We start from the raw sequence: 23,167 nt of genomic DNA, 5'->3' as shown, positions 1-23,167 counted from the left end.
TTACTCCTCCAGTCTTTCTATGATCGTGGCATTTGCCATGCCCATCCCCTCACAGACCGCCTGCAGTCCATACCGGGCCTTGGAGCGTTCTAATTCATGGATCAGCGTCGTCAGTAATTTTGTACCTGTGGCACCTAATGGGTGGCCTAAAGCGATAGCTCCACCATTCACATTCAATTTATCAGGGTCCGCCCCTGTCTCTTTCAACCAGCACAAAGGCACTGGAGCAAATGCTTCATTCACTTCATACAAATCGATATCATCAATGCTTAGCCCGGCTTTTTGCAACACTTTTTGAGTGGCCGGGATCGGCCCTGTCAACATAAACGTCGGATCAGAACCTACAACTGCGCGGGAAACGATACGGAATCGAGGCTTAAGACCAAGAGCTTCCGCTTTCTGCCGCGACATTAATAATACGGCAGAAGCGCCATCACTTATTTGGCTGGCATTCCCTGCGGTTATGACCCCTTGTTCTTCGAAAACAGACTTTAATTCAGCGAGAGTTTCTACCGTAGAACCTTTCCTTGGACCTTCATCCACTTTCATCATGATAGGTAAACCTTGCTTGTCTTTCGCCTCAACGTGCATAATTTCCCGGTCAAATCGTTCCTCTTCTATCGCTCTCAACGCTTTTTCATGACTGGCGGCCGCATATTCATCCAACTCGCGCCTGCTTAATTTCCAGTGATCTGCCATCTTTTCTGCAGACAGACCTTGATTGATGATCTCAAAACGATCGGTTAGTCTATCACTATACTTTGTACCCTTCATATTCGAAAACATAGGAACCCTGGACATACTTTCCACACCGCAAGCAACCACAACATCCATATCACCGCTTGCAATAGCTTGAGACGCAAAGTGAACCGCCTGCTGGCTCGATCCACATTGACGATCTATAGTAACGCCTGGCACCTCTTTTGGATATCCTGCAATTAATGACGCAATACGAGCTACATCCCCGGCTTGTTCCCCCACTTGAGAAACACAGCCGGCTATAACATCCTCCACTTCCTTCGGGTCTAGGGAAATGCGGTCTACGACTTCCCTCAGTACCTTAGCGAGCAGCTCGTCTGGTCTGATTTCACTTAAAAGTCCGTTTCTTTTTCCGACAGGTGTTCGGACAGCTTCCACAATGACAACTTCATTCATAACATATACCTCCACATAAATTGACTTAATGCAGTCCCATTTTCTTAGCAATAATGGATTTCATAATTTCATTGGACCCTGCGTAAATGGCAGTTACAGGAGCATCACGATATCTTCTGGCAATCTCATACTCTTCCATATACCCGTACCCGCCATGCAAGTGCATGCAGGCAGCAGCTACCTTTTTCACAAGTTCGGTGATCCACCATTTAGCCATAGAAACCTCTTGGACGACGTCCTCCCCATTCATATGGGCTTCAATGGTCCTATCTAAAAATGTTCGTCCAATTTCCACTTCTGTCTGCAATTCTGCGAGAGTGAACTGGGTGTTTTGAAACGAAGCGATGGATTGGCCGAATGCTTTTCGCTGTTTCACGTAATTGACAGTGATCTCAAGCATACGTTCGCTGGCTGAAATACCCCCGATTGCGACAATCAAACACTCTTGCTGGAGTTGATCCATTAAATAATAGAAACCCTCCCCTGGTTTCCCAAGAAGATTGTCTCTTGGAACCTTTGCATCCTGAAATATCAGTTCGGCGGTATCCTGGCTATGTAAGCCTAATTTATTCAATTGTTTCCCCCGTGAAAATCCACCTGTGTCCCGTTCTACTACAAGCAGGCTTATTCCCCGGTAAGGAGGAGAAATTTTTGAGTCGGTCTTACATACAATTACAATCAAGTCAGCGTGGATCCCATTCGTAATGAACGTTTTTTCACCATTCACTAGATAATTATCATCGCTTAATTGGGCACTCGTTCGAATACTGGCCAAATCAGAACCTGCCCCGGGCTCTGTCATAGCAATGGCTGTAATAATGTCGCCGCTCGCGCATTTTGCCAGCCACTTATTTTTTTGCGCTTCTGTCCCATAGTGATAAAGGTAAGGGACAACTATATCGTTGTGAAGCCCTATTCCTATAAGTCCTGTTCCTACTTTTTCGAGCTCTTCATTGATGACTACCGAATACCCAAAATCCGCTTCATACCCGCCGTACTTTTCATCCAGCCATGGACACAGAAAGCCCTGCTCCCCCATCTTCTTCCAAAATGATCTCGGAATCATCTGCTTCTCTTCCCACTCCTGAAAGTAAGGGTACGCTTCTTTTTCTAAAAATCTCTTTATAGAATTCCTTAAAATATCGTGCTCTTCCTTAAGATAGGACGCCTTCATAAAATCCTCCCTTGTTTTACAGAAGCTTTCCGAAATAATGATTTTGAAAAATATGTCTCCTTTACTGTATTCGGTTTTAAATTTGAAAATCCTTCTCACGTAGTAAGCGTTTTCAAATTTTAACGCAAAAAAAACACGATCCCTTAGAAATAAGGAACCGTGCTTTTTGTATAGGAGGAGACTTTAGGTAGGGTGTTACTAATTTATGGTCAGGTCCCCACTTATATGCTACCTTTTCATTAAAAACTATAAAATACGCTCAATAGCTTCAGCGACTCCATCTTCATCATTTGTAGATGTTACCCATGCAGCCTCATTTTTAACATCTTCCTGAGCATTCCCCATGGCTACGCCTATACCTGCTTCCTTGATCATGGCCATATCATTTAAGCTGTCACCTACAGCCATCACGTTTTCCATTACAATGTCCAACCTTTCACATACTTTAAGGAGAGCAGCTGCTTTATTGACCCCTGCAGGGTTGACTTCAATATTAGTAGGACTCGAGTTGGAAATCTCCAACGCCTCATTGTTTTGTAATTCATCTAACACTACTTTCCTAATTTCATCATCTTGTATATCAAAACCGAATTTCAGCCAGTCATACTCGTTGATTTCTTTTTCAAAATTTTCCGAGCTGTTGAACTGCCCCTGCACTGTTGTTGACCAGTAGTGGACGTCATGTTGTTCCCTAAGCTCCCATAAACGTTCAACAAGAGAAGCATCGAGTACCGTTTGATCGACAAGCTCGAATTTATCATTATAAATCTCTCCCCCATTGATCGTTACAATGTAAGAAGAGCGGCCGAGAGATTCAGCGATCTCCTGACACCTTTCCAAAGAGCGTCCTGTACTTAGAACGACATGGATGCCTTGATCTTTTGCTTTTTTTATAGCTTTATAGTTAGCTTCTGAGACGGTCTCCCCAGAATTCAATAATGTACCGTCCATATCTAGTGCGATTAATTTAATATCTTTTTTCATGGATGTTCACGTCCTCTCTTTTGCTCCCCTTATTCTAATACAAATGAATGAAATGATACAGGTTAACGGTTTAACTTTTTACCTTTTCTACAAAAATCACTCCATTAAATGGACTTTTAAACTACAGGCAGGAGGCAGCCTTCCACTAAATTTCCCGTACTGATGTATTTACTGGTTAAATTTACAAAGTAATCAGATTAAACCAATACATAGCAGGGTATATTACAACTGAATAAAAAATAGGAGGCTAAGAATGTTTGATTACACCGTTTCCACAAATAAAAACGTCAACGAAGCAGTTGAAAGTTTGGAAGCTAGTTTAAAAGACCAACAGTTTGGCGTACTCTGGACATTCGATATTAAAGACAAACTCCAAGAAAAAGGGCTCGATTTCGAAAAAGAATATAAGGTGTTAGAAGTATGTAACCCAAAAGAAGCACAAAGGGTTTTAACTGAAAATCAGATGGCTGGATATTTTTTGCCATGTAAAATGGTTGTTTATGACGATGAAGGTACAACTAAAATAGGGATGCCGAGACCCACAGCCCTCATCAGCATGGTAAATGATGAAACCATTGAATCTCTTGCTGCAGATATCGAAAAACGTCTGATCAGTTGTATGGATCAAAGCGTATAGCTTAAAAGAAAGAGAAGCTTCCCGTTTTAAGGAATGCTTCTCTTTTTAATGTTCCATAGGAGGAATAGAAGTATCCCCTTCATTCTTTAATGAGTAAACAAATGTACCGGACGGGGTAAGTGCCCCATAAAACACTTCTTTCACATCGGTAATGTTATTTTTCAATAATTTCCCTTTTATCCATTCCTCATTTTTATTCAACCTTTGTAACATAGGGCGTTGCAGTTCTCCATCAAGAATCACTGGAACATCGTATTCCGCAGCACTTACTACAGCTCCTACATCTTCTTTCGCTGCCCATTCTTTTGCTCCTTTTAGTTTTACGGATAATCGCCCGTTCGCTTCTACTATAGCAATTTCTACATCTTGCACGGAGAACACGTTCTTCTCTCGAAGCATCTGCATAATGTTATCAATGGCATAATGAACTTTCTTCATATTTTTAACAAGGAATTTACCATCGTATATAACGACCGTAGGTTCAAAGGTGAGCAGCTTACCTAACCTTTTATTATTCAATTTGATAAATATAATGAATTGATGCAGAAGAGCGATGACAATCATGGCTACTACGGTGTGAATATGATCGATGTTTGGGTCAGCTATATCCGCTCCTACCACTGAACCTAAAACTAATACGACTAAAAAATCAAAAACAGGAAGTTCACCTATTGAACGCTTCCCCATATAAAGACCGACAACTAGCAGTAATGGCAGGATTGTAACAATTCTTCCTATCACTTTCACACTATCCATTACAATTTCCATTTAGCAACACCTCTTTTCTAGCCTTTCCAAAAATAAAATTTTAACTATTGACAATATACCTACCAGGGTATATTATTGGTCATGTACTATTTATAAATTATTAATTTCAAACTCCAATAAGGGAGGGTCTCGATATGGAATACAATAACTCTGTAAAAAACAGAGTGAAGCGTATGGAAGGGCAGCTGCGCGGAGTTTTAAAAATGATGGAAGAAGGTAAAGACTGCAAAGACGTCATTACACAACTTTCAGCAGCCCGCAGCGGACTGGACCGTACGATAGGCGTAGTTGTCAGTTCCAACCTCGTCGAATGCATTCAGGATGCACAAGATGAAGAATCTAAAGAAGAAACGATCAACGAAGCTGTTCAGTTATTAGTAAAAAGCAGATAAATTTTTTTACAACAAAATATACCCATAGGTGTATAAGTATATTAGGAGGGTGAATATGTCAGAAACAAAAAAGACAAACATTATTTTATTCAGCGGGGACTACGATAAGGCCATGGCGGCTTACATCATCGCAAATGGAGCAGCGGCCTACGACCATGAGGTAACAATTTTCCATACTTTCTGGGGATTAAACGCTCTTCGTAAAGATGGCCATGTGGCAATAAAGAAAAACTTCATGGAGAAAATGTTCGGAAAAATGATGCCTAGAGGGGCCGATAAAATGGGGCTTTCTAAAATGAACTATGCCGGTTTTGGCCCAAAAATGATTAAAGACGTTATGAAGAAGCACAACGCTATGCCTTTGCCAGAACTAATTGATATGGCGCAGGAACAAGAAGTGAATCTTGTGGCTTGTACAATGACTATGGACTTACTAGGACTAAGAAAAGAAGAATTGCTGGAAGAAATCGAATACGCAGGGGTTGCTGCTTATTTAGGTAATGCTGAAGACGGTAACGTTAACCTGTTTATTTAAAAAGGAGGAAAAATCATGAAAACGATGTCTGCAAAAGAAGTAGAAAAACAGTATGAAGATCTAAATATTATTGATGTTCGAGAAACGGATGAAGTAGCTGCCGGGAAAATACCTGGCGCCGTAAATATACCACTCGGACTCATTGAATTCCGCATGAATGAACTTGATAAATCTAAAGGTTACGTTATGGTTTGCCGCTCTGGCGGACGCAGTGGTCAAGCTGCTCAATTCCTTGAAGATCAAGGTTTTAATGTAACAAATATGCATGGCGGAATGATGAATTATGAAGGTGAAACTAAATAACTGAGGGGGATTATATATGAATATTAAAACAGATCAAACTCTTGATGCGAAAGGTCTTGCTTGCCCGATGCCTATAGTCAAAGCGAAGAAAGCGATAAAAGAATTAGCGTCTGGCCAAGTGATTAAAATTGAAGCAACGGATAAAGGCTCGACAGCCGACATGAAAGCTTGGGCTGAGAAGACTGGAAATCAATACCTCGGTACTACAGAAGATCATGATGTTTTGAGCCATTATATTCGCAAATCAAGCGATGAAGACACCCAGGAGAAGCAGCATCCGAATGTTGTGGATAACGAATCAATAGAATCTTTAGATGAAAATGCGGTTATTTTAGATGTACGCGAATCCGCAGAATATGCATTTGGTCATATTCCAGGCGCTATATCCATTCCATTAAGCGATTTAGATGAGCGTATGGGTGAAATCGATGATACGAAGAATATCTATGTAGTGTGCCGCACAGGCAACCGTAGTGACATGGCATCTCAAAAGTTAGCAGCTAGAGGTTTTGACCATGTCTACAATGTCGTTCCAGGTATGAGTGAATGGTCGGGAGAAACTAAAAAATCCAAGTAATTTTTTTAAAAAAATTAATACCTTAGGGGGTAATTATAGATATGACTGTTAATCCAATGACAGCTCAAGAAGTTACTGAAAAAATCTTAAACAATGATCAACTATTTATTTTGGACGTGCGAAATGAAGATGCCTTTCAAGATTGGAAAATTGAAGGGAAAGGCATCACATATCTTAATATTCCTTATTTCGACTTATTGGATGGAGTAGAAGAAATTTTAGACCAACTGCCTTCTGATCAAGACATCCTTGTGGTTTGTGCAAAAGAAGGGTCCTCAATTATGGTTGCTGACATGCTTTCCGAAGAAGGAAGAGATGTTTCTTATTTACAAGGTGGAATGAAAGCATGGAGTGAATATCTTCAACCTGTTAAAGTAGCAGACTTAAATGATGGCGGCGAACTTTATCAATTCGTACGCATCGGGAAAGGCTGCCTCTCCTACATGGTGATTTCTAATAGCGAAGCAGCTATTATCGATGCGACTCGAATGACGGACGCCTATGTAGCGTTTGCTGAAAATAAAGGTGCTAAGGTCGTTCATATATTCGATACTCACCTGCATGCTGATCACATTTCAGGAGGACGCAAACTTGCTGCACAAACAGGAGCTACGTATTGGCTCCCTCCAAAGGATGCTGATGAAGTTACATTTGATTACGCGCCACTAGAAGATCAAGAGATCGTAAAAGTTGGGGACACAAAGATTACGATCCATGCTCTTTACTCTCCAGGGCACACGATCGGCTCTACTTCATTTGTCATTGATGAACAGTACCTTCTGTCTGGAGATATTCTATTCATCGATTCGATTGGACGTCCAGACTTAGCTGGTAAAGCTGAAGACTGGGTACAGGATTTACGGGACACGCTTTATACGCGATATAAAGAGCTCTCTGACGAACTTATTGTCCTGCCTGCACACTTCATGACTATAGATGAATTAAATGACGACGGCACAGTTTCTGAAAGGCTGGACACCTTATTTAAAAACAACCATGGTCTTAACATTGAGAACGAAGAGGAATTTCGGAAGATGGTGACGGAAAACCTTCCGCCGCAACCTAATGCTTATCAAGAAATTCGTGAAATGAACATGGGTAAAATCAATCCTTCAGACGAGGATCAGCGAGAGATGGAAATTGGTCCAAATCGATGTGCAGTAAGATAAAAGACTAAAATTATTGGAGGAATTATAAATGAATTCAACTAAAGTATTAGATGCAAAGGGATTAGCTTGTCCAATGCCGATTGTGAAAACAAAAAAAGAAATGAAAGAACTTGAAACAGGAGACATTTTAGAAATCCACGCAACAGATAAAGGAGCGAAAAGTGACCTTGCCGCATGGGCGAAATCTGGAGGCCATGAGCTCTTAAAAGACGAGGAAGAAGATGATGTACTGAAATTTTGGTTACAAAAAGGGTGAAAATTTAAGGGAGCCTAGGAGGTTCCCTTTTTTAAGGAGTTGACTCAGAATTATGGAATTTGGACTAATTATTACTGTATTTCTTATTGGTTTTATAGGATCTTACGTTTCCGGAATGTTAGGGATCGGCGGATCAATCATTAAGTACCCTATGCTTCTTTACATCCCATCCCTAGTTGGTTTTACTGCATTTACTGCCCATGAAGTATCAGGTATAAGCGCCGTTCAAGTATTTTTCGCTACGATTGGTGGTGTTTGGGCATATCGCAAAGGTGGTTACCTGAATAAGAATTTGATCACTTACATGGGGGTCAGCATTTTAATAGGCAGTTTCATCGGTGGTTACGGCTCACGATTTATGCCGGAGGATGGTATCAATCTCGTCTATGGATTATTAGCTTTAACAGCAGCTGTGATGATGTTTGTGCCTAAAAAAGGGATTGACGATGTACCGTTTGATCAGGTCAGCTTCAACAAATGGCTCGCCGCTATCCTTGCCCTCATTGTTGGGATCGGAGCAGGAATTGTAGGAGCAGCCGGTGCATTCTTATTAGTTCCTATTATGCTTGTCGTGTTGAAAATACCAACCAGGATGACAATCGCTTCCTCATTAGCCATTACATTGATTTCCTCTATAGGAGCCACCATCGGTAAAGTCACTACAGGGCAAGTCGATTACATGGCAGCTGGTGTAATGATCGTCGCAAGTTTGATAGCAGCTCCACTCGGTGCTAAAACAGGAAAAGTTATGAATACTAAAGCACTTCAAACCATTCTAGCTGTCCTCATTTTAGCAACCACCATAAAAATTTGGCTGGATATCATTTAAGCAAATAAACTCAAAAAAGCCCTCCACCTGATAGGTGGAGGGCTTTCTACTAATCTTCTTGCTGTCCTGTTTCATCCATTTCTTCTTCAATCATTTCGGTTTCATCAAGGTATCTGAGCAGATCTCCATACACGATTGAGTCCGACAAACCTAATTCTTCTTCAGCTTGCTCAAACCCAGGTTCACAAGCACTGCCTTCTACCTCTTCACCAGTTTCCCGGTCAAAACAGCTGTCTTTGACACCTACATACTCTTCATTTGCAAAATCGCCATCACGTGTAATCATCATTTCACGGCGATCTTCACTGAATAAATCCTGACCAAATTGGATCGGGTTATCATCTTCTACTCCTAGAAGGTTCATAATCGTAGGCCTCAAATCAATCTGTCCTCCGACCGTGTCATTCTCCTGTGGTTCAATACCTTCACCAATCATGAGAAGAGGGACACGCTGAAGTTGAAACTGTTCATATTCATTGATATCTTTGTCCAAATACTCTCCCATAGCCTGCTGGTGGTTTTCGGAAATACCGAAGTGGTCACCATAGATGACTAGAACGGTATCGTCATAAAGGTCTGACTCTTTAAAGTCTTCTACAAACTCTTTCAACGCCTCATCCTGGTAGCGTATCGTCTGGAAGAAACGGTTTACCGTTCCGCTGGACGTATCGCCTTCTTCAATATATTTCTTGTCCTCAGGAAGCGTAAATGGGTGGTGGTTCGTCAGTGTAATCATCTTGTTGTAAAATGGCTGCTCCATCTCTTCCATCTTATCTAGAGAATCACTGAAGAAATACTCGTCTAAATAGCCCCATCCATAAGATTTCTCTTCGGTTACGTCATAATCTTCTTTTGAATAAAACTCATCGTATCCAAGCGAGTCATACATGACGTTCCTATTCCAGAAAGTTTTATCATTCGCATGCATGTTAGAAGACGTATAACCATTTTCGCCTAACACTTCAGGAGTGGCTTCGTACTCATTACCAGAGTGAGTAAAGAAGGCAGCTCCACGGTTCAGACCATACATGGAGTTGTCCAATATGAACTCTGAGTCTGAAGTACGTCCTTGTTTCACCTGATGGTAGAAGTTATTAAAGTAGGCTCCTTCTTCTTTCAAGTCGTTGAAATAAGGTGTAAGCTCTTCTCCATTCACTTCATTATCCACGACAAAGGTCTGGGTACTTTCAAGAGACAACGCAATTACGTTCTTCCCTTCAGCGACTCCTGTCATATCACTGTTAGGTTCGGTTTTATTTTCGTTCAAATAGTTTAAAGCAGGAACTAATTCATTACTGTCAGCAAATGTTTTTTTCATTTCTGTTTGACCCTGTAATACGATGTCATACACGTGATAGTTGATGACCCCGATGTATTTAACCAGCATATTACGGTCGAACGCACGTTCAAGCAGATCGGTACGCTCTGTCTCGGCCCAGGCCAAGTTTGCTAAAAACAGAGGAATCGCAATGACAGCCAGCACAAAACCCTCTCTCCGCTTCGGCATGAAACTTTGAAAACGAGTTGGCTTTAAATAGAATAGTAGAAAGATCGCAGCAAAAACATCCACGAAAAGAAAAACATCAGTGAGCGATAGGATGTTCGTAATACTGCCTCCTAAACCAGCAAGGTTTGCAACTTGTCCCAGCATAGGAATCGTAATGAAATCATTATATTCACGATAGAACAACACATTTACATACAATAAGACGGATCCAAAAATATACGTAGCTAGCAAGCCTTTCCGTCCAGCCAATAAAATGCCCAATCCAAACAGCAGGAAGATACTGCTTAACGGGTTGAAAGCCAGAATGGCAGCTTCATTGGCATTTTCTACGTCAAGTGTAAAAATGCTTCCTTGTATGAAGTACATCTTCAACCAGAATATAACAATCACCGCAGCATAAATGAGCCATTTGTTCAAGGGGTTATTGTTCTTTTTACTTTTAGTTTTTGTAAACATTGTAAAACCTCCGTTAATTTTGCACTCACTTATTTTACCTTATATCCCCTTAAATTTGAACTCAAAACTTAAGTATTTTATCAAAATGAAATATTTGTAATCAAATGTTCGATTTTTTGTCACTTAACATTAGTTATTTTTACCTACGCCCAGTAAAATGGACCTGTTCAGAATTTTCAGCACTGCAGTGCCTTCTATTTGACCAATTTGATAAAGGAATATACTTTTAGAAATGAAAGATATAATTAAAAGGAGGAGACGTATGAGTAAAAATGCGCATTTTATCGACCATTTCTTGTCTCACCGTGAAGTTACGAAAGAATTGATTTCTAAAATTGATTCTGATCATTACAGCTACAAACCTACTCCCACTTCAATGGAAGCTGAAAAATTAGTCAATCATATACTTGAATCTATGTATTCTTTTGCTCGTTTTGCTAATAAGCAGCAGCCTGAGAAATTATTTGGTGAAGGAGATACATCGGACCTCGTAAAACGGGCTGATATATATACTGAAGAAACAGTCAAGTTGATCAGTTCACTATCAGACGAGGATTTTGAACAGATGATTGACGTAAGTCAGATTTTCGGTAAAGAGGTGTCTGCGGGACAGCTTCTTACGATTGCAGTTGAGCACGAGATTCATCATAAAGGAAACTTATTCGTCTATGTTCGTGAAATGGGGCATACAGAGCTGCCTCTCTATATCAAAAGCTAACCTTCAAAATACACTGCTGACTTAGTCGGCAGTGTATTTATTTTTACGTTGTTCGTAATATAGAATTACTACCTTACTCCTGATATAATGAAAACTGAATTATAATAGAACACACCTTCAATTTGAGGTGAATTTTAATAAAGGAGTGATGAATTTCGTGAAATACTTATTCACTTTGATCCTTTTTATACTCATGAGTGCTTGTTCTCTCTCTCAGGAAAATCCTTCCGATGAAAAAGAAGTCTCCTATTCCCCGCAATCGAATGTATATCTCCATGAAAAAGGTGACATGCTTTCCACTATAAGTTTTTCTGCAATAGGAGATATTTTAATTCATGATCGCGTATATGAAGACGCGCAGACGAACGATGGCTATGATTTCATGCCGATGTTAAACAGTGTAAAACCATATTTATCAGATACTACTCTGTCTATAGCTAACCAGGAGACCATGATCGGTGGTGAGGAAATAGGTTTGTCAAGTTACCCTTCGTTCAACTCTCCGACAGAAATAGGTGATGCTTTAAAAGAATTAGGAATAGACGTGGTTACTCTTGCAAATAACCATACTTTAGACCGTGGAGAAAAAGCTGTTCTCAATGCTATAGAACATTGGAATAAAATTGATATGGTCTACACAGGAGCGTATGAAAGCAAAGAAGACCAACAACAATTGCGAACCATAGAAACCGACCAGGGGATTGACGTCTCTTTTTTAAGCTATACATATGGTACGAATGGCATCCCTGTTCCTGAAGGGAAATCGCATCTTGTAAATTTAATCGATATAAACCAGATGAAAAGTGATATTGAACAAGCTCATTCTCAAAGCGAAGCCATAATCATGAACCTTCACGCCGGGGATGAGTACGAGCCTCTTCCAAACGAAGAACAAAAAGATTTAATGCAATTCGCTGCAGATGCGGGCGTGGACGTAGTAATCGGCCATCATCCTCATGTCTTGCAGCCTATTGAATGGGTGGAAGGAAAAGATGGACACAGAATGCTTGCAGTTTATTCTTTGGGGAATTTTCTCTCAGGCCAGGAGGCTTTCGAAAAGCGTGTGGGCGGCATTATAAAATTTGATATGTCCAAAACCGAGGGAGAAGTTATAGTTGATTCCCCACGTTTCATGCTCACCTATGTCAGTTCAGAAGGACCACACGCTTACGAAGTCTTACCGATGCATGAACTGAATGAGAGTATATTACCTGATTACAAAGAAATCATAAAAGAGTATGAGCAACACCTCTCTCAATGGATGCCGGAGCTTGAGTTTATTTCAGAATAGCAGACCTTTTCTAAAAAATTTCTATATCATACTTTGGCAGGAGTATAAAATATTTGATTTCAAGATAACTGAGGATCGATGCCGTATGAAGAGTCAGGAGTGGTTGGGAAGCTACTCGCTTTCCTGAGGGGGAACTGGCGAGCTTCATAGGGCAAACTCCTGTTGGATCTCGCCTACCTCCTCCTCCCACCTCATACCCTCGTATAAATGCAGCACGTAAATTATTTCATAAAACTCGTAGGTTGCTATCCAGCTCCAGCGCTTAGCGTCTACTGAGACTTCCTTCAATTCTGTAAGATAAGTCAACATCGAATTACTCCGTTCTTCGTGTTTCATTTATCTCTGCCAGCTCAGTCCAGTTCATACGCCGCTGATAAAAGCGCTTCCGCTTTTAAAAAAGGAGTCTCCCATCATCCCAACCACCCCATTCGATAGAGATGAGAAACGAACCCTTTTATCTAGAAAGAGTGCTTTTCCATGCCTGCTCGGTGAGAAGATAGCTCTTTACGTGAAGGTTTTAACATAGGACACTTATTATGTAAATCAGCAAATATTTTCTTTTTCTTGAAGTGGTTTCGAGATACTTATTTGGCAGAGGGGCGCAAGGAAACGGTGAGACTCCTGTGGGATGAGCGGGACAGGTGAGACCTCGGAGAGTGAAGCTCCAGGAGGCTCAGCGCCCACCCCACGGAAAGCGAACTGTTTCCTGTAGTCCCTAAGCTCCCACTTTGTCTCGAAACTGAGTGTTCAAAAATAGGGTGTTTATATCAATAAGTAACGGGGAAATTCAAATGAGCCTACGCTATAAGAAGTGGGTTAAGTATAGTGGTGATTATTAGGTGCTATATACGATTTCTTTTTGTAAGTAAGTAATCTTAATTCATTTAATAACCTGTACAAATGTGGTATATTAAATGCAGGAGTGATTACTATGGATAAAACTGTATGTCCTCGCTTTGAAAAGGCAATAGGAATCCTAAGTCAACGTTGGACAGGTCTTATTATTCATAAACTGTTAGAAGGCAGCCAGCGTTTTAGAAGTATAGAATCATCTATAGGGATCAGTGGTAAAGTGTTGTCTGACCGTTTGAAAGAAATGGAAAAAGAAGGCTTAGTTAAACGCGAAGTCTTTCCTGAAACACCCGTCCGTATTGAGTATTCTTTAACCGAAAAAGGCGAGTCATTAAAAGCAGTTATGAGCAGTGTTGAGAAATGGTCTCATGATTGGGTGTCTTTAGAAGAAGATTCTAAAGTTCAATAGATCTATAAAAAGGCCCTTCTCGGGGCCTTTTTTGATATTTCCCGGGAAATACCGACATGGTATCATTAAAAAAATATTGGATTCAGCTCATAAATTCCTAATAATAGTTACATAATAGTAGATAACTAATTACTTTATGAAAAGGAAGCGAGTTTAATGAAACCCTATTTGTGTCCAAACTGTAAAACCAATCGATCGAGGTTCAATATGATTAAACAAGTGTCGAGGTCAATCAAAGTAGATCCGCGTTCAGGTGAAATGATTTCAGAATGCAGCTCTGATCAGCTTGCTGTTTATCACGTCGACTACAAGGGGCCTGAATATAAAGTACAATGTGGTGCTTGTGGATTGATTGAGGATGAAATCTCTTTTCAGCGCTTCGCTGAACACAACCCCTTAAGCTAGTCCGCATTTTTCTAAAACTAATCCCGTAATTTTGAACCCCCTGACCACAGCGGTCAGGGGGTTCACTTATTTATTCATACTAGAAAAGAAGTCTCCAAGAGGGTCGTCGTCTTCCTCTTGTTGTTGATCTTCTTCCGGAAAACTTCTCAAGTCATCTTGAAGACTGTCTAAATTCAAATCATCCAAATCGTTATCACTGCTGCTTACAACAGTACTCTGAGCAGCTTCCCTGCTCTCGTTTTCGTAAGAAGAATCTGCTTCCTCACTCGCTGCAGCTTCCTCCTGGAGATAGAGAGCCTCATCAATATTTACAGAATTACTGTTAAGTGATGCCAGTAAGGTCATCGCTCTAGTCGGGTCACTCATAAGCTGATAAATGATGCTTCCCATTAACGCTTCTGAGTGTTCATGCTTCATCCAACTCCGTTGTTCTTTTGTAAGTTGGCGGGGCAGAGGTATCGTAACCGTCTCCTTGTCTTTTGATAAGGAATTACTGACACCATCCATGACAAATTGAGCTATTCTGCTTGAGAAATTCCTTCGTTCCTTCTCTTTAAGTGCCGTTAATTGCTTTAATAAGTGATCTGGCGTATCAGAAGGGACACGAAATGTAATGGACTGCCCCCTCTCCACACCTTTCTTAGAATTGCTCATTTAATCACCTTATTTAGATTGAGCTTTTTCTTTTTCTTTCTTTTCTTCTCTTCTTTTGTTCGAATGTGATTTTCTCTCAAAATCTGAGATCAACTTGTAATAAGCATTGGCCATCATCCAAATACTTTCATTTTCATCTTCAAAGAAGTCTATGTTAAAGCCATCAAGCTTATTGTTCAATGTTTTAATATATTCTTTTAATACAGCGGAACCTCCGCCCACGAAATAGCAGATTTCTGCCTGAGAGTTCTTCTGCCATACATTTCTTAGGAAACGATACTCTTTTTTAGCTAGCTCAAGAAGGATTCGGTCCGTAATATCATGAACGCTCGTTCTGCTCCCTTTAACCATGATGTGGTGTCTGTCATTTTTCCTTGTAATGATATCTACTACATCACGGCGGCTATCCAATTGCACGCCATGTTTTGTAAGAATTTCATCGCGGATTTGTTCCAGTGATTCTGCAACTCCAAGGTTGAAACCTTGTGCTTTATCATCATCGACATTACGATTTCGGATTACTGCGATATCAGTTGAGAGACCGCCAATGTCCTGAATAAGGATTTGCTTATCAATAAGATCTTTATTAATCACATTCAGGTTGTTATCCATTACTAAGTTTACGTAAGCTGCGAAGCCCTCTGGGTAAACTTTTACTTCATCGAATTTAATATTTACTTTTTTACCTTGATACTGCGGAGTTACAAGGAATTCAACCTGGTGAACAGAACCTAGTAGTTGAGAACGGTAACCTACATCTTTACCTTCTTTCACTTCGCGAAGAGGCAGTCCTGTACCTAAAGTGTAATTAGCTTCAATTACATTGTTTCTTTCAACAGTTGAATCATTCCCTTGTACAGCATCCATTGCAAGAGAAGCAAACAGCATGACTAATGTTTGGTCTTCCTCCGATTTACTGCTTCCAGGATCCAGCTCCGTAGAATTATCGCTTTTAGTTGCTAAATTCCCTACACGATAAATAGCGTTATTCTCTTGAAGCGCTGGTGAGTGAAGACGAATATGCAAGTTATCTAAAGGATCTTTTTCATCCAGATCTTCTATTCCGATAACGGGACGATCCTCGACGTCCCTCGCCATTACGTTAGGTATATAAAGTTCAGATTCTAATTTTCCGAAGTTGGCTTTCACTGCATCGTTCCCTACATCTACAGCAGCAATTCTTGATTTTGTCATTTAATTAAATTCTCCTTTTAGAAAGAAATTTGCTAGATTACTAGCTTCCATATTAAACATATTAGATATGGTGAAAATAGTCAATGTGACTATTTTCGTATTCATTTACGTACACAATCCATTCTTTTTTGTTTACATGTGTCCATAATTGTATACTTGTTTTCTTTTATGTTTGCATGGCTCTAAATCAACATGTGTACAATTACGCACGCAAGTAAACATTTATGGATGCAAGTGTACGTAAATGTTTACAAAATAAATACTTTTTGTGTACTTGCAAACATTTTTGTATGCACATTGATAAAAGAGAAATTAATAAACAAACCGAGTATAAAATCAGTAGAAAGAATAAATTTAGATTAAATAGAGCTAATATAAAGAGAAGAATATAGGTTGCGAGGGACGTAGGATTAAAACAGTAGAAAAAGAGGGAGAGAGGCTCTAAAGAGGGTTAAATGAGGTTACAATGTAAAAAAGACCGTAAAATTACGGTCTTTTTTACATTTTTTTCAATTAATTCGATTGGTAAATGGTTTAAGACTACAACAATGGTCTTCACGATCATATGGATTATAAAAGCCTTATGAATAACACCTTTAAATAATTACCCTCTTCATATTCTGGGAGTGTTTTGTAATCTTGAGGCAGAGAGTACTCCCACTCAATTCTAAACTTTACATTCATATCCTTAAATGCAGTGTCCACGAATGATTTGAACTTTTTCATATTAAAAGTACTGCAATTTGTTGAAGCGACAATCGTTCCTCTTTTTTCCGTTATAGCAATCGTTTCTTTCAACAAATTAGTATAATCTTTTTCAGCTTTAAATAATGTTTTCTTTGACCTTGCAAAACTAGGAGGATCTAGAACGATAAGATCAAACAGCTTATTTTTGCGTTTGGCGTATTTGAAGTATTGAAAAACATCCTCCACTACAATGTCATGCGCCTCAAAATCAATCCCATTCAGACTAAAGTTTTCAATTGTTTTAGCATAACTCCGGTTCGCAAGGTCAACGCTTGTGGTGTGGCTGGCTCCACCTAAAGCAGCAAACACCGAGAAGGCGCCGGTATAGGAAAACATATTCAGAACACTCTGTCCCTCAGCGTATTCGTCACGAATTTTCTTTCGCACTTCTCGTTGATCAAGAAAAACACCGACCATCGCGCCTTCATTTAAGTAAACAGCAAAGTTTACACCATTCTCCTTCACAATAATCGGGAAGTCACCGCGTTCTCCTGCTACAAATTCATCTTCTTCTATATACTGTCCTTGCTTACCAAATCTTTTCTTCTCATAAATAGCTGTATATTCTACTAATTTTTGCAAAGACTCAAGGATTAACGACCTGAAAGTATAAATTCCCTCACTGTAAAAATTGATTAGGTAATACCCTGCAAAATAATCGATCGTAAAACCACCGATACCATCGCCTTCTCCATTGAACACTCTAAAAGCCGTAGTATCTGTATCTTTATAGAAGCCTTTGCGTCCATGTATTGCCTTTTTTAACCGCTTCTCAAAAAAGGATTGATCTATCTCGTCCTCTTGTCGATGGCTCAACACCCACCCAATTCCTTTATTTTGAGAACCGTAGTAGCCCTTTCCTATAAAATCTCCATTGTTATCGACGAGGTTCATAATCATTCCTTCATCCTTCAGCATATGGGTAGACTCTACAAAAGACTTTTGAACTAATGGATATCCACTCTTGAATTTCTTTATAACCTTGTTTCTTAAAGTCACTGTTACTTCATTTTTCATTTGAATCCCCTGTCTTTATCTTTTGTTATCATAGTAAGGTTATATATCCCGATACGCAAGGTCCCACTCTTTTAAATGAATGCTTTTTTAAGTCTCCCCTTTTATCGTTTCGTAAAAGTTTACTTCTCCTAAGACATAGCCTTAAGACGTATTCAATTCTGTGATTGAAGCTGGAGGGACGGCGAAGTTACTCGCCTTCCATAGACATAGGATGAACTTCCTGGAGGGACCTCACCAGTACTGTCACCCTTTAGGAGTTTTACAATTTCCTTGATCTTCTTGCGTTTGTAAGTCCTCAATAAACAGGAAACAAGCAGATTCCTTTGTGTCCCGAAATAAAATTGTTACGATAGATTTGAATTAAATGTTTAATAAAGGAAGATGTTCATATGTCAGACAAACAACTAAAAGATATAGATTATTCCGTATTAGATTTAGCTCCTGTAATAGAAGGCGGGAGCCCGGCAGAATCTTTTGCAAACAGTGTCGATTTAGCACAAAATGTCGAGAAGATGGGGTTCACCAGGTATTGGATGGCCGAACACCATAATATGCCGTTTATTGCCAGCTCTGCCACCTCTGTAGCGATCAGCCATATTGCACACCACACCTCAACTATCCGCGTAGGGGCAGGGGGGATTATGCTGCCGAACCATGCGCCTTTAGTGATTGCTGAGCAATTTGGTACTTTGGAAACATTATTTCCCGGCCGTATTGATTTAGGACTAGGCCGTGCACCAGGTACTGACCAGACCACAGCCTATGCTCTTCGTCGCAACAAGGACGGAGACGCTAATAACTTCCCAGCTCAATTGGATGAACTGAGAGGCTACTTCGACCCTACTCTCTCTACCGGAATCCGTAGTGTGCGTGCTGTTCCTGGTGAAGGGCTGAATGTTCCCATTTGGCTGTTAGGATCAAGTGGCTTCAGCGCTCAATTGGCTGGCCAGTTAGGATTGCCTTTCTCATTTGCAAGTCACTTTTCACCTAATAATACAATGGGTGCACTAGACTTATACCGCCGCAACTTTACAGCATCTTCTACTTTGAGTGAACCTCATGCCATGCTGGGCGTTAATGTAATTGCAGCCGATACTGACGAAGAAGCACAGCGTCTCGCTACTTCTTTATATCAACAGTTCCTTAACCTTGTACGCAATACAAACATGCTTCTGCAGCCTCCTGTAGAGAACATGGATGAAATTTGGATGGAGCACGAAAAGCATGCTCTTCAGCAACAGCTGGGATCCTCTATCATTGGCGGACCCGATAAAGTCAAAAAAGAACTAGAAACATTTGTTAGCGACACACAAGCAGATGAGATAATGGTTATCTCTCAAATTTATGATCATAGTGCTAGAGTACGTTCGTACGAAATAGTAGCCGATATCATGAATTCATAAAAATAAACCCAGCGATTGCCGCTGGGTTTATTTACAATTCAGAGACTCATTACAATATTTTAATAGCAGTGAACTTACTATACTGGAGGCGATCATAATGGAAGAACCGGTTGGTCCATGCGTATCTTGCGGAAAAACCGTCTATTGTAAGGATGGATTTTTAGACGGTGTCATTACTCATGACCGCTCTCTCTTATGCACGATATGTGCATACAAAGAAGAGAAAGAATCTTGATTATGAATTTTGTAAGAACTCACACACCGTTTCTATACCTTTAGTGAAGTTTTCGATATGAAAATGCTCATTTGGGGCATGCAGGTTCTCCGAATTCAAGCCAAATCCCATCAATACTACAGGCGCACCCAGTACGCGTGCAAAAACTTCAACAATTGGAATTGATCCCCCTTCTTTAGGGAATAGCGGACGAACCCCGTATACTTTCTCATAAGCATCAGCTGCTTTTTGCAAATCAGGATGGGTGGAATCAATGGAAACCGGACTTGCCTGGACAAGCTGGTTTAGGCTCACCCGGCTCCCAGCTGGGGTGTTCACTTCGATGTGCTTTTCAATTAAACGGTATATCTCCTGAGGGTCCTGATCACCTACCAGGCGGCAGCTAATCTTAGCTTCTGATTTACTAGGTACAATCGTTTTCAACCCTTCTCCCTGGAAGCCTCCTCCTATACCGTTGATTTCTAAAGTCGGCCGAATACCTGTACGTTCTTGAAAACTGAATCCTTCTTCCCCGTATAAAGCATCTAAGCCAAGCTCTCTCTTTGTTTTATCTTCATCAAAGGGAACATTCCCTACCTCTTCCCTAAGCTCATCAGTAAGCTCTGGGACGCCTTTATAGAAGTTTTCAACAGCTACTTCTCCTTTTTCATTGTGAAAGGAGTTCAATAAACGGACGAGAGAATGTACTGCATTCGGTACTCCCCCGCCATATGATCCAGAATGAAGGTCTGTGTTTGCAGTTTCCAGGTGTAATTCAAGAGCAAGAGCCCCTCGTAAAGAAGTACAAATGGCCGGCAGACCTTTTTCAATAAACGAAGTGTCAGAAATGAGGACAGTATCCGCCGCTAATTTTTCAGTTTGTTCATGAATGAACCGAGCAAGGTTCGGACTAGCGATCTCTTCTTCTCCCTCTACGCAGAATTTGATGTTCACAGGCAGATTACCGTGCTTCTTCATTAAAAGCTCTACAGCTTTTACATGAATAAATAATTGTCCTTTATCATCTGTGGCTCCTCGAGCAAAGATTTTCTCGTCTCGAATTACAGGGTCGAATGGAGAGGTGTCCCATAACTCCAGTGGATCAGCTGGCTGTACGTCATAATGTCCATAGACGAGAACCGTCGGCTTACCTTCTGCATGCAGCCAGTCAGCATACACAATGGGGTGACCATCCGTTTCGATTACTTCTGCGTTCTCCAATCCTGCTTTTATAAGTGATGCTTTTAACCACTCTGCTCCTCTATTCACTTCGTTCTTATATTCCGATAAAGCAGAAATACTAGGAATACGCAGAAACTCCATCAACTCTTCCAAAAATTCATTTTTATGTAGAGTAATTTCTTGTTTCATTAATAAACCCTCCTTACGTGCGGTTGTTTCTATTGTATCAGAGTTTTTAGGAGGCTCTTTAATCGACAAAAAAACTCTTTGAGCAAAGCCCAAAGAGTTACTTAACCTATTCTATATACAATCAGTTTTGCTGATTTACTTCTAGTACAGGTGTAACTTGGTGTGATGGCTGCGCCACTGTCTTTCGATTTTTACGAAATGACTGGATTTTATCTGTGGCTGCTAAAACTAAAAAAGTAAGAAGAATAGTTAAAGACAACACATAAAGAGATGTCAGCATAAGCCAAAGTCCCCTTTCTCGATCAAATTGTGCAATATTTCATTAAATCCTCTTATATAATACCAAATTTTCTACTAATGTAAATATATTTTTTATATTCTCTTATTTCCTATGGAATTCTCATATATACCTTACCTTTCAGCAAAATTAAAAAACTCACCAGCACCGGCTGATGAGTTTCCAAACTAATTAGATGTTTCTATATTTTGACGCTTGTTCTTTCTTGCTTTTCTTTCTGGTGCAGTTTCCTGCCGTGCAGCTTTAAAGAAAGAAGCCCCCATCAAGAGAACTACTACGGAAAAAGGTAATGCTGCAATGATCAATACATTTTGCAGGGCAGCAGTACCCCCGAAATAAACAACACTTGCAGCCATAGACGATAGTACGATTCCCCAGATGATTTTCACAGAATTGCGAGGCTCAATTGATCCATCTGTACTCAACATCCCTAACACAAATGTTGCGGAGTCTGCCGAAGTAATGAAAAATATGGCCACTACGAAAATTGTAATGATAGACATCAAGAAACCGAGTGAATAATGTTCAAGCATACCAAATGTTGCCGTTTCCATAGGAAATTCCGAAATGGCTGCAATTCCATTCTGTTCCAGATCCAAAGCAGACACGCCAAACACGGCAAAGAAGATAAAGCATACTATGGAAGGTACTAGCAGTACACCCAGCATGAATTCTTTAATCGTACGGCCTTTCGATATGCGAGCGATGAATATTCCGACAAATGGAGACCAGGAAATCCACCAAGCCCAGTAAAAAATCGTCCAGTTGTTAATCCAGGTGCGGTTCTCATCGTCTAGCGGTTCCAACTGGAAGCTCATATTGAAGAAGTCTGTCATATATCCGCCTAATGTTGTCGTAAACATGTTCAGGATGAGCATCGTAGGACCCACGATGAAGAGCATCAACATCAGCACGAAGGCCAGCCCCATATTTATATTACTTAAATACTTAATTCCTTTGCTGATACCAGTCCATGCAGAAAAAATAAATAGAACGGTAGCGGTGACTAATACAACCATCTGTAAGCTGAACGTATTGGGCCAATCAAATAAGAACACTAACCCTTCTTTAATTTGTGCAGACCCAAATCCTAAAGTAGACGCCACTCCTACTACAGTAGCAATGACAGCAAGAGAGTCAATTAACTTACCAGGTACCCCGTTCATACTTTTCTCGCCAAAAATAGGTATGAGCGTTGCGCTGATCAAACCTTTCGATCCCTTATGAAATTTAAAATAAGCTAAAGCTAAAGCGACTACTCCGTATACAGCCCAGGCATGAACACCCCAGTGGAAGAAAGAATATTGGAGAGCTTCCTTTATAGCAGTGTCTGACCCGGCTTCTGCTCCCGGAGTTGATAAAAAAGCGTGAGAAGCTGGTTCAGCTGTCGTCCAAAAAACAAGTCCCATCCCCATCCCTGCACTGAAAAGCATAGCGAACCAGGTCGGGAGACTGAATTCAGGGACATCATCAGCTTTCCCTAATTTAATTTTGCCTAATTTTGAAAAAATCAAATATGTACAAAATGCAAGCATAACCACTACAATCAATAAATAATACCACCCAAATTTATCAGAGAAAAAAGATGTGGTCTCTGCTGTTAAAGTCTGTAATTGCGAGGGCGCTGTACCTCCCCACACTACAACTAGTCCGCATACAATAAGTGATAGCCAAAATACCGCAGTTACGTTTTTCATTACTTCACCTCAACAAAAAATTTCCAATTCATTTTCACTTTCCCCAAATAACAATTTATAAACAAATTCGACAAAATTCTATTGTGAGAAATTAAAAAAACTCATCCTTCTTCAGGATGAGTTTCATAATATGAATTTTATTATAGCAGTGAAAT

24 protein-coding genes are annotated in these 23,167 nt (G+C 40.2%); 14 read left to right on the top strand and 10 right to left on the bottom strand.

Annotation, left to right across the window (positions count from 1 at the left end; all coding sequences use genetic code 11):
- From LF817_RS06030 to LF817_RS06020, 3 genes are all read right to left on the bottom strand, one after another.
- Nucleotides 1-1,155, bottom strand: coding sequence for a thiolase family protein (locus LF817_RS06030; RefSeq protein WP_253934883.1), 1,155 nt, complete (start codon nucleotides 1,153-1,155; stop codon nucleotides 1-3).
- Between the two features lie 25 nt (nucleotides 1,156-1,180).
- Entirely contained in the window at nucleotides 1,181-2,329 is a 1,149-nt protein-coding gene (locus tag LF817_RS06025) for an acyl-CoA dehydrogenase family protein (protein WP_253934882.1), read from the bottom strand.
- A 246-nt stretch (nucleotides 2,330-2,575) separates the two neighbouring features.
- Nucleotides 2,576-3,313 carry a Cof-type HAD-IIB family hydrolase gene (locus tag LF817_RS06020; RefSeq protein WP_253934881.1) on the bottom strand — a complete coding sequence of 246 codons (738 nt, stop codon included), beginning with the start codon at nucleotides 3,311-3,313 and terminating at the stop codon, nucleotides 2,576-2,578.
- 253 nt (nucleotides 3,314-3,566) lie between these two features.
- On the opposite strand from LF817_RS06020, the gene LF817_RS06015 reads away from it, so the two are divergent.
- Nucleotides 3,567-3,950, top strand: coding sequence for a DUF302 domain-containing protein (locus tag LF817_RS06015; RefSeq protein WP_253934880.1), 384 nt, complete (start codon nucleotides 3,567-3,569; stop codon nucleotides 3,948-3,950).
- Between the two features lie 45 nt (nucleotides 3,951-3,995).
- On the opposite strand, the gene LF817_RS06010 is transcribed toward LF817_RS06015, so the two are convergent.
- Nucleotides 3,996-4,718 carry a DUF421 domain-containing protein gene (locus LF817_RS06010; RefSeq protein ID WP_253934879.1) on the bottom strand — a complete coding sequence of 241 codons (723 nt, stop codon included), beginning with the start codon at nucleotides 4,716-4,718 and terminating at the stop codon, nucleotides 3,996-3,998.
- Between the two features lie 134 nt (nucleotides 4,719-4,852).
- Here LF817_RS06010 and LF817_RS06005 point away from each other — a divergent pair, with 134 nt between their 5' ends.
- Genes LF817_RS06005 through LF817_RS05975 form a run of 7 tightly spaced genes read left to right on the top strand, consistent with a single transcriptional unit; the run spans nucleotide 4,853 to nucleotide 8,779 of the window.
- Complete coding sequence (locus tag LF817_RS06005; RefSeq protein ID WP_253934878.1) at nucleotides 4,853-5,110, top strand: metal-sensitive transcriptional regulator; 258 nt, start codon at nucleotides 4,853-4,855, stop codon at nucleotides 5,108-5,110.
- A gap of 55 nt (nucleotides 5,111-5,165) precedes the next feature.
- Nucleotides 5,166-5,645 carry a DsrE/DsrF/DrsH-like family protein gene (locus LF817_RS06000; protein ID WP_253934877.1) on the top strand — a complete coding sequence of 160 codons (480 nt, stop codon included), beginning with the start codon at nucleotides 5,166-5,168 and terminating at the stop codon, nucleotides 5,643-5,645.
- A gap of 15 nt (nucleotides 5,646-5,660) precedes the next feature.
- Nucleotides 5,661-5,948: a rhodanese-like domain-containing protein gene (locus LF817_RS05995; RefSeq protein ID WP_253934876.1), complete on the top strand. Its 288-nt coding sequence runs from the start codon at nucleotides 5,661-5,663 to the stop codon at nucleotides 5,946-5,948.
- Nucleotides 5,949-5,964: 16 nt separating this feature from the next.
- Complete coding sequence (locus tag LF817_RS05990) at nucleotides 5,965-6,525, top strand: sulfurtransferase TusA family protein (RefSeq protein ID WP_253934875.1); 561 nt, start codon at nucleotides 5,965-5,967, stop codon at nucleotides 6,523-6,525.
- Between the two features lie 41 nt (nucleotides 6,526-6,566).
- Entirely contained in the window at nucleotides 6,567-7,694 is a 1,128-nt protein-coding gene (locus LF817_RS05985) for an MBL fold metallo-hydrolase (RefSeq protein ID WP_253934874.1), read from the top strand.
- Nucleotides 7,695-7,722: 28 nt separating this feature from the next.
- Nucleotides 7,723-7,950 carry a sulfurtransferase TusA family protein gene (locus tag LF817_RS05980; RefSeq protein WP_253934873.1) on the top strand — a complete coding sequence of 76 codons (228 nt, stop codon included), beginning with the start codon at nucleotides 7,723-7,725 and terminating at the stop codon, nucleotides 7,948-7,950.
- Nucleotides 7,951-8,002: 52 nt separating this feature from the next.
- Nucleotides 8,003-8,779 carry a sulfite exporter TauE/SafE family protein gene (locus tag LF817_RS05975; protein ID WP_253934872.1) on the top strand — a complete coding sequence of 259 codons (777 nt, stop codon included), beginning with the start codon at nucleotides 8,003-8,005 and terminating at the stop codon, nucleotides 8,777-8,779.
- A 49-nt stretch (nucleotides 8,780-8,828) separates the two neighbouring features.
- Here LF817_RS05975 and LF817_RS05970 read toward each other — a convergent pair whose 3' ends face one another.
- Nucleotides 8,829-10,742, bottom strand: coding sequence for an LTA synthase family protein (locus tag LF817_RS05970; protein WP_253934871.1), 1,914 nt, complete (start codon nucleotides 10,740-10,742; stop codon nucleotides 8,829-8,831).
- 262 nt (nucleotides 10,743-11,004) lie between these two features.
- Between LF817_RS05970 and LF817_RS05965 the strand changes: the two genes are divergently transcribed.
- The 4 genes from LF817_RS05965 to LF817_RS05950 all read left to right on the top strand — a co-directional run bounded on the left by LF817_RS05965 (nucleotide 11,005) and on the right by LF817_RS05950 (nucleotide 14,417).
- Nucleotides 11,005-11,460 carry a DinB family protein gene (locus tag LF817_RS05965; protein WP_253934870.1) on the top strand — a complete coding sequence of 152 codons (456 nt, stop codon included), beginning with the start codon at nucleotides 11,005-11,007 and terminating at the stop codon, nucleotides 11,458-11,460.
- 148 nt (nucleotides 11,461-11,608) lie between these two features.
- Nucleotides 11,609-12,751 (top strand): CapA family protein, encoded by a 1,143-nt coding sequence (locus LF817_RS05960; protein WP_253934869.1) that lies wholly within the window; start codon nucleotides 11,609-11,611, stop codon nucleotides 12,749-12,751.
- 931 nt (nucleotides 12,752-13,682) lie between these two features.
- Nucleotides 13,683-14,012: a winged helix-turn-helix transcriptional regulator gene (locus LF817_RS05955; RefSeq protein WP_253934868.1), complete on the top strand. Its 330-nt coding sequence runs from the start codon at nucleotides 13,683-13,685 to the stop codon at nucleotides 14,010-14,012.
- Between the two features lie 207 nt (nucleotides 14,013-14,219).
- A complete protein-coding gene (locus tag LF817_RS05950; RefSeq protein WP_371925002.1) occupies nucleotides 14,220-14,417 on the top strand; it encodes a DNA alkylation repair protein in 198 nt (65 codons plus the stop codon).
- Nucleotides 14,418-14,483: 66 nt separating this feature from the next.
- Here the strand turns inward: LF817_RS05950 and LF817_RS05945 are convergent, their stop codons facing one another.
- From LF817_RS05945 to LF817_RS05935, 3 genes are all read right to left on the bottom strand, one after another.
- Nucleotides 14,484-15,071 (bottom strand): hypothetical protein, encoded by a 588-nt coding sequence (locus LF817_RS05945; protein ID WP_253934866.1) that lies wholly within the window; start codon nucleotides 15,069-15,071, stop codon nucleotides 14,484-14,486.
- Between the two features lie 9 nt (nucleotides 15,072-15,080).
- Complete coding sequence (locus LF817_RS05940) at nucleotides 15,081-16,265, bottom strand: ParM/StbA family protein (RefSeq protein ID WP_253934865.1); 1,185 nt, start codon at nucleotides 16,263-16,265, stop codon at nucleotides 15,081-15,083.
- A 570-nt stretch (nucleotides 16,266-16,835) separates the two neighbouring features.
- Nucleotides 16,836-18,029, bottom strand: a complete 1,194-nt coding sequence (locus LF817_RS05935) for a class I SAM-dependent rRNA methyltransferase (protein WP_253934864.1) — start codon at nucleotides 18,027-18,029, stop codon at nucleotides 16,836-16,838.
- Between the two features lie 389 nt (nucleotides 18,030-18,418).
- Between LF817_RS05935 and LF817_RS05930 the strand changes: the two genes are divergently transcribed.
- On the top strand, nucleotides 18,419-19,432 hold the full coding sequence (locus LF817_RS05930; protein ID WP_253934863.1) for an LLM class flavin-dependent oxidoreductase: 1,014 nt from the start codon (nucleotides 18,419-18,421) through the stop codon (nucleotides 19,430-19,432).
- A gap of 97 nt (nucleotides 19,433-19,529) precedes the next feature.
- Nucleotides 19,530-19,667 carry a hypothetical protein gene (locus tag LF817_RS05925; protein WP_253934862.1) on the top strand — a complete coding sequence of 46 codons (138 nt, stop codon included), beginning with the start codon at nucleotides 19,530-19,532 and terminating at the stop codon, nucleotides 19,665-19,667.
- Here the strand turns inward: LF817_RS05925 and LF817_RS05920 are convergent, their stop codons facing one another.
- A complete protein-coding gene (locus LF817_RS05920) occupies nucleotides 19,668-21,017 on the bottom strand; it encodes a dipeptidase (protein ID WP_253934861.1) in 1,350 nt (449 codons plus the stop codon).
- Between the two features lie 465 nt (nucleotides 21,018-21,482).
- On the bottom strand, nucleotides 21,483-23,012 hold the full coding sequence (locus tag LF817_RS05915; protein WP_253934860.1) for a BCCT family transporter: 1,530 nt from the start codon (nucleotides 23,010-23,012) through the stop codon (nucleotides 21,483-21,485).
- Nucleotides 23,013-23,167 lie beyond the last annotated feature (155 nt).

It is taken from the genome of Halobacillus sp. A1 (assembly GCF_024189295.1).
In the GTDB taxonomy this organism is placed as follows: Bacteria; Bacillota; Bacilli; order Bacillales; family Halobacillaceae; genus Halobacillus_A.
The sequence above is the reverse complement of the archived record's forward strand: the minus strand, read 5'-3'. Positions and strand labels throughout refer to the sequence as shown.

Bases quoted from the DNA above. Each gene is read 5' to 3' on its own strand.
- LF817_RS06030 (WP_253934883.1), bottom strand. From the start codon at position 1,155: ATGAATGAAGTTGTCATTGTGGAAGCTGTCCGAACACCTGTCGGAAAA.
- LF817_RS06025 (WP_253934882.1), bottom strand. From the start codon at position 2,329: ATGAAGGCGTCCTATCTTAAGGAAGAGCACGATATTTTAAGGAATTCT.
- LF817_RS06020 (WP_253934881.1), bottom strand. From the start codon at position 3,313: ATGAAAAAAGATATTAAATTAATCGCACTAGATATGGACGGTACATTA.
- LF817_RS06015 (WP_253934880.1), top strand. From the start codon at position 3,567: ATGTTTGATTACACCGTTTCCACAAATAAAAACGTCAACGAAGCAGTT.
- LF817_RS06010 (WP_253934879.1), bottom strand. From the start codon at position 4,718: ATGGAAATTGTAATGGATAGTGTGAAAGTGATAGGAAGAATTGTTACA.
- LF817_RS06005 (WP_253934878.1), top strand. From the start codon at position 4,853: ATGGAATACAATAACTCTGTAAAAAACAGAGTGAAGCGTATGGAAGGG.
- LF817_RS06000 (WP_253934877.1), top strand. From the start codon at position 5,166: ATGTCAGAAACAAAAAAGACAAACATTATTTTATTCAGCGGGGACTAC.
- LF817_RS05995 (WP_253934876.1), top strand. From the start codon at position 5,661: ATGAAAACGATGTCTGCAAAAGAAGTAGAAAAACAGTATGAAGATCTA.
- LF817_RS05990 (WP_253934875.1), top strand. From the start codon at position 5,965: ATGAATATTAAAACAGATCAAACTCTTGATGCGAAAGGTCTTGCTTGC.
- LF817_RS05985 (WP_253934874.1), top strand. From the start codon at position 6,567: ATGACTGTTAATCCAATGACAGCTCAAGAAGTTACTGAAAAAATCTTA.
- LF817_RS05980 (WP_253934873.1), top strand. From the start codon at position 7,723: ATGAATTCAACTAAAGTATTAGATGCAAAGGGATTAGCTTGTCCAATG.
- LF817_RS05975 (WP_253934872.1), top strand. From the start codon at position 8,003: ATGGAATTTGGACTAATTATTACTGTATTTCTTATTGGTTTTATAGGA.
- LF817_RS05970 (WP_253934871.1), bottom strand. From the start codon at position 10,742: ATGTTTACAAAAACTAAAAGTAAAAAGAACAATAACCCCTTGAACAAA.
- LF817_RS05965 (WP_253934870.1), top strand. From the start codon at position 11,005: ATGAGTAAAAATGCGCATTTTATCGACCATTTCTTGTCTCACCGTGAA.
- LF817_RS05960 (WP_253934869.1), top strand. From the start codon at position 11,609: ATGAATTTCGTGAAATACTTATTCACTTTGATCCTTTTTATACTCATG.
- LF817_RS05955 (WP_253934868.1), top strand. From the start codon at position 13,683: ATGGATAAAACTGTATGTCCTCGCTTTGAAAAGGCAATAGGAATCCTA.
- LF817_RS05950 (WP_371925002.1), top strand. From the start codon at position 14,220: ATGATTAAACAAGTGTCGAGGTCAATCAAAGTAGATCCGCGTTCAGGT.
- LF817_RS05945 (WP_253934866.1), bottom strand. From the start codon at position 15,071: ATGAGCAATTCTAAGAAAGGTGTGGAGAGGGGGCAGTCCATTACATTT.
- LF817_RS05940 (WP_253934865.1), bottom strand. From the start codon at position 16,265: ATGACAAAATCAAGAATTGCTGCTGTAGATGTAGGGAACGATGCAGTG.
- LF817_RS05935 (WP_253934864.1), bottom strand. From the start codon at position 18,029: ATGAAAAATGAAGTAACAGTGACTTTAAGAAACAAGGTTATAAAGAAA.
- LF817_RS05930 (WP_253934863.1), top strand. From the start codon at position 18,419: ATGTCAGACAAACAACTAAAAGATATAGATTATTCCGTATTAGATTTA.
- LF817_RS05925 (WP_253934862.1), top strand. From the start codon at position 19,530: ATGGAAGAACCGGTTGGTCCATGCGTATCTTGCGGAAAAACCGTCTAT.
- LF817_RS05920 (WP_253934861.1), bottom strand. From the start codon at position 21,017: ATGAAACAAGAAATTACTCTACATAAAAATGAATTTTTGGAAGAGTTG.
- LF817_RS05915 (WP_253934860.1), bottom strand. From the start codon at position 23,012: ATGAAAAACGTAACTGCGGTATTTTGGCTATCACTTATTGTATGCGGA.